The 5,643-nt window shown below is 60.6% G+C and carries 3 protein-coding genes and 1 pseudogene; 1 reads left to right on the forward strand and 3 read right to left on the reverse strand.

Annotation, left to right across the window (positions count from 1 at the left end):
* Positions 1-401: pseudogene (locus tag A2I95_RS25355) on the forward strand (hypothetical protein); the annotation flags it as partial.
* 327 nt (positions 402-728) lie between these two features.
* Here the strand turns inward: A2I95_RS25355 and A2I95_RS25360 are convergent.
* The 3 genes from A2I95_RS25360 to A2I95_RS25370 form a co-directional block, all read right to left on the reverse strand.
* Positions 729-1,070 carry a copper-binding protein gene (locus A2I95_RS25360; RefSeq protein WP_291734379.1) on the reverse strand — a complete coding sequence of 114 codons (342 nt, stop codon included), beginning with the start codon at positions 1,068-1,070 and terminating at the stop codon, positions 729-731.
* A 35-nt stretch (positions 1,071-1,105) separates the two neighbouring features.
* The gene (locus tag A2I95_RS25365) at positions 1,106-4,285 is read right to left on the reverse strand and encodes a CusA/CzcA family heavy metal efflux RND transporter (RefSeq protein WP_291734381.1); all 3,180 of its coding nucleotides are present in this window, start codon (positions 4,283-4,285) and stop codon (positions 1,106-1,108) included.
* Positions 4,285-5,643 (reverse strand): efflux RND transporter periplasmic adaptor subunit (locus A2I95_RS25370; RefSeq protein ID WP_291734383.1); only part of this gene is annotated, 1,359 nt, incomplete at its 5' end. The genes A2I95_RS25370 and A2I95_RS25365, both read right to left, overlap by 1 nt.

The raw sequence follows: 5,643 nt of genomic DNA on the forward strand, positions 1-5,643 counted from the left end.
GTATCCTCCTGATCGACCTGCCTGCAAGGGTCGTCATTTTTGTCCTGCTGCATGGGGTAATCTATTTCGTCTCGGCGGACTGGTTCGGCTCGTTCGGAGGGGATCACTGGCAGGCGCTGCAGGTGGTTGGGCCCACACTTGTTCGATCCGCCTTTTTTGAGAACATTTCCGGGGTCTACCTTTACGCGACACTGGTCAGCGCATTGCCCCTATACGCTTCAGTGATCGACAGCAATTTTGAAAGGGGCTCCGGCCGGCCGAAATGGCTGCGCAGACTGGAATACAAGCTGCCGGGCAAGTTCGGGCCGATCCTGCTTGCGCTGGTTTTCTTCGCAATATTTGCGCTGGCATTGACGGGAGTAGCCGCGGTGATCATGAGACTGCAATCGGTTTGGATCTGAGACAGGAGGATCCTTCTGCACATGGATTGCAAAACGGGTTTTGGCGAAGGCATGAAGCTCTGCGCCAGCCGGTAGTGCTGCTTCGCTCATCAAGGCTGGTTGGTCATTTGTAACAGCAGTCCAAGCTTGCCTCGCAATCGAATTGGAAGTTCTCATCAGCGCCGCCCCCAACTGAGATGCGCCGGCAGATGTTCGTTGCTAATGTGAACGCCGCGCATGAGGAGTGATCCGCACCGGGATTGCCGGTGGCACCGGATCAGCGGCGCGGCGTTCTATGCCTCGAGGGTGAGTTTCGGGGCTTTTGGTGCGGCTCCGAGACCGCGTTGGTCAATTCGGCATCATGGCACCGATTGCGTACATTCCGTCAGCGCCCTTGATCAGCATGAGGGTAACCTTGTCGCCGGGTGCAACGTCTCCCATGATTTGCGCGTCGGCCAGGAGCGGCAAGCCCATCGTCATGCCGGGCCAGCCGATTTCGGGAATGGGGTCGTGGCTGACATTTACGGAGCCATCTCTGATCGAGTTGACGACGGCGGTGGCGTGTACTGCGCCCTCCATCTGGCTATCACTCCTGTGCATGCCGGAGTGATCCATGCTGTGGGTTGTTTGAGCCAAAGCGCCGCTGGTGCAAAAGGCAAGGACAATACTGGAGAAGGTGAAGTATTTCATTGGATATCCTCTTAAGGGTCAGAGTTTCGTGAGATTCATTCGGCCGGAACGGCCGTTTCGCCCGCTGGTGGAGGGCTGCCGATCTCGCGATTAACGCGCCGCAAAGCCAGACGCTTCCAGATGACAAAGACCGCAGGGATGACGAAAAGCGTCAGCAGCGTCGCCGTGACCATGCCTCCGACCATCGGCGCCGCAATGCGCTGCATGATTTCTGATCCGGTGCCGTGGCCGTACATGATCGGGATTAGACCGGCGAAAATCGTCGCAACTGTCATCACTTTAGGACGAACACGTAGCAGTGCGCCCTCGAACACGGCTTCTTCAATATCGAGTGGCGCCAGCCTCCGGTTCTCCGAGATGGCAAGCTTCTTTCGCTTCTCCCAAGCCAGATTGAGATACAGAAGCATAACGATGGCGGTCTCGACGGCGACACCGGCCAGTGCAATGAAGCCCACCAGAACGGCGACCGAGATGTCGAAGCCGAGGTACCACAGGAACCAGACCCCGCCCGCCAGAGCCACTGGCAGCGCGGCAAGGATGATGCCAACCTCGATCACGCGGTTGAACGCCAGGAACAGCATAAGCGTGATGAGCAGCAGCGTGGCAGGTGCCACCAGTGTCAGCCGCTGCTGCATCCGCTGAATGTATTCGTACTGGCCGGACCAAGTGATGGAGTAGCCTGGCGGAAGCGCTACCTCCTCCGCGACGCGGGCGCGTGCCTCGGTCACGTAGCTGCCAAGGTCTCGGCCAGCGATGTCGATGAAGACGAAGCCGGTGCGCCGGGCGTTTTCGGACCGGATCATGCCCGGGCCGTCGACGATGCGGACCTCAGCGAGGGCACCAAGGGGGATGTGCGCCCCCGAGGGGGTCACAACCGGCAGACCCTGAAGGCGTTCAGGGCTGTTTCGCCATTCCTGCGGATAGCGCAGGTTGATCGGGAAGCGTTCGAGGCCCTCGACCGTTTCCGAGACCTGCATGCCCCCGATCGCGGTCTGCACGACATCCTGAACGTCACGCACGCTTATCAGGTAACGCGCTGCCGCTTCGCGGTTGACATCGATTTCGATGAAACGCCCGCCCACGGGCCGTTCGGCATAGGCCGATGCTGTACCCTCGATATCGGCCACGGCACGTTCGATTTCAACCCCGATTCCTTCGATGACAGAGAGATCCGCACCCGAGATCTTCACCCCGACAGGCGTCTTGATGCCGGTTGCCAGCATGTCGATCCGGTTCTTGATCGGCTGAATCCAGACGTTTGTCACCCCCGGCACCTGAACCGTGCGGTCAAGTTCCTCGCGGATCCGGTCCATCGTCATTCCCGGCCTCCATTCGGACTCCGGCTTCAGCTGGATCGTCGTTTCGATCATCGTCAGGGGCGCTGGATCGGTCGCCGATTCAGCGCGGCCGAGCTTGCCGTGGACCGTCTTCACCTCGGGCACCGTTGCGATCAACCGGTCTGTCTGCTGCAGGATCTCGCGCGCCTTGCCGATGGATACGCCCGAATACAGTGAGGGCATGTAGAGAAAGTCGCCTTCGTTGAGTTCCGGCATGAACTCGCTGCCTATCCGCTGAAGAGGCCACCACATCGAGCCGACCAGCGCCACCGCCAGCAGCGTCGTTGCCCAGGGCCAGGCAACCGCGGCGTCGAGAAACGGACGGTAGGCCAAGATCACTGCGCGGTTAAGCGGGTTTTTGTGTTCCGGCATGATCCGCCCGCGCACGAAGTATCCCATCAGGACCGGAACCAGAGTGATCGACAGGATCGCCGCCGCAGCCATTGCGTAGGTTTTGGTAAAGGCCAGCGGTTTGAACAGTCTGCCCTCCTGGCTTTCCAGCACGAAGACCGGGAGAAAGCTCACCGTGATGATCGCCAGCGAATAGAAAAGTGCAGGCCCAACTTCCGATGCGCATTCACCGACGATCCGCCATCGGTTCTGGTCGGTCAGCTTTTCGCTTTCCAGCCTGCGGTGCATAGCCTCGATCATAACGATCGCTGCGTCCACCATGGCTCCGATGGCAATGGCTATGCCGCCCAGTGACATGATGTTGGCATTCACTCCCTGCAGCTTCATGATGATGAAGGCCGCGAATATCCCAAGAGGCAGAGACAGCAGGATCACCAGCGATGAGCGCATGTGCAGCAGGAACGCCGCACATACCAGCACGACGACGATGAACTCTTCGGTCAGCTTGTCCTGCAGGTTGTCAATGGCGCGCTCGATGACGCCAGCGCGGCTGTAGGTGGTCACCAGCTCTACGCCTTCAGGAAGGTTCGGGCGGATTTGCTCGATCCGCTCCTCGACGTTCTTGATCGTGGCAAGCGCGTTGCCGCCCCAACGCAGGATCACAACGCCGCCCACTGCATCGCCTTCGCCGCCAAATTCTCCGACGCCGCGGCGAAGCTCAGGCCCAAAACGGATATCGGCGACATCCCCAAGTGTGACCGCGGCGCCGCGTTCGTTCACCATTAGCGGTGCGCGAGCAAGATCGGCCAGTTCATCGACATAGCCGGTCGAGCGCACCATGAACTCAGCCTCGCCCATCTCAATGACACTGCCGCCGGTTTCCCGGTTCGCAGCCTGAATGGCGTCCCGCAATTGGGGAAGTGTGATGTCGTAGGCACGCAGTTTGTCCGGGTCGACCACGACTTGGTACTGACGGACCATGCCGCCGATGGTAGCGACTTCTGACACGCCGTCGACGGTCTGCAGCTCGTACTTCAAAAACCAATCCTGCAAGGTCCGGAGCTGTGCCAGATCGTGGTTTCCGCTCCGGTCGATCAGCGCGTACTGGTAGATCCAGCCAACGCCGGTCGCGTCGGGCCCCAGCTGCGGAGACACTTCTTCAGGCAGGCGGGATGCGATTTGCCCGAGGTATTCCAGGACGCGGGTCCGCGCCCAGTAAAGGTCGGTGCCGTCCTCGAAGACAATATAGACATAGCTGTCGCCGAAGAACGAAAAGCCGCGCACATCGCTAGCGCCCGGGACTGCAAGCATCGCAGTGGCAAGCGGGTATGTGATCTGGTCCTCGACAACCTGTGGCGCTTGCCCGGGGTACGGAGTGCGGACGATCACTTGCACGTCCGAAAGGTCAGGGATGGCATCCACCGGGGTCGCGCGGATTGCCCATATCCCGGCAAATCCGATCACCACTGAAAGCGCGAGAATCATGAACCGGTTGGCTAGGGAATGACGGATGATCGCGGGTATCATTAGCTCACCTCCGGTACGGTGGCGATGCCGACCAGCGTCAGCGAGAAATCGGGGTTGCGGCGGAACAAAAGGCTCACTCTCTCGCCTATCGGAAGGATTGCCTGGTCTAAGGCATCATCCACAGCGAAATCCATTGTCATTCCCGGCATTCCAAGCTCGACCATGGCGTCATGAGTGATGTTCACCATGCCCCGGTCCGGATTTGTCGAGTTGATAATGCCAGCGACTTTCATCGGGGCAATGACAGGTTCGGCGTCCGCCAGCAACAGCGTCATCCCGTCGGGCCGGACAAACGTTAAGGTCGTCTCGGTTCCTGTGACCAGTGCCGCCGGTTCCAACTCCTCGGAGATGGAAAAGTCCATCGTCATGCCGGGCATCCCGAGTTCAGTCATCGGGCCATGGCTTATCGTCGCCGTGCGTGCAGCAGGGTCGACGGCGTCAATGGTGCCGCGGACGACGATTGGTGCCGCCTCCGCCATCGCGGTTTCCCCGGACGCTGGCGCCGCAGTGGCTGCTTTTTCCCGGACCGCGACAATGCTGAACATGCCCGTGTCGTCCTTGGCCAGATCGAACTCGACCGGGCTGTCCAGAACCACCGTCTCGGGACCCAGCCCGGCCACCTCGAACTCCATCTCCATCGCGGGCCAGCCAAGCGCCGGAATCGGATCGTGCGACACGGTCAGTGTGCCGTCCGGGTTCACGGCGTGGATCGTGCCAGTCCCTGTGGCGGCAACGCCGTCATCGGCACCGATCTCTATCAGAGCAAGAAGGTTGTCCGCGCCTCGGGCAACCGTGAATGCGATCTCGGATTCTTCGCCCAGATGATCGAGCGGAACATCCGCCCGCACTGGAAAGACGGAGGTCATTGCCGGCCAGTCAAGGCTGTCGAGAGGGCCGTGCCGGATCGTCACCAGCCGGTTCTCGCGGTCCAGCGTGACAAGCCTGCCGGTGCCGCGCGCTGGCGCCTCGTCAGTTGGCGCCATACGCATTAGACCAGCGCTGAGCGCGCTTTCGCTGTCGATCAGGAACTGCGCGGACGCGACGACTTCCTCACCCGGCGCGAGCCCTTGGACAATTTCGGTCCGGCCACCCTCACCGAAATTGTCGCGCAGGCCGGATGTAACCAGCCGCGGCTTGAAGGTTCCTTCGCCGGTCTTCAAAATGACGCGCTCGGCCGAACCGGTCCGGATGACCGCCTCGGACGGCACTGTCAGAGCCGTTCGTGTCCGGCCCGGAACAAGACTAACGGTTCCGAACATGTTGGGCCGCAAAAGCCCCTCCGAGTTGTCGAACCTTAGCCGCACCGGCAGGGTGCGGGTCTTGGGGTCGAGTTCAGGATAGATATAATCGATTTCGCC

It is taken from the genome of Leisingera sp. F5 (assembly GCF_001593695.1).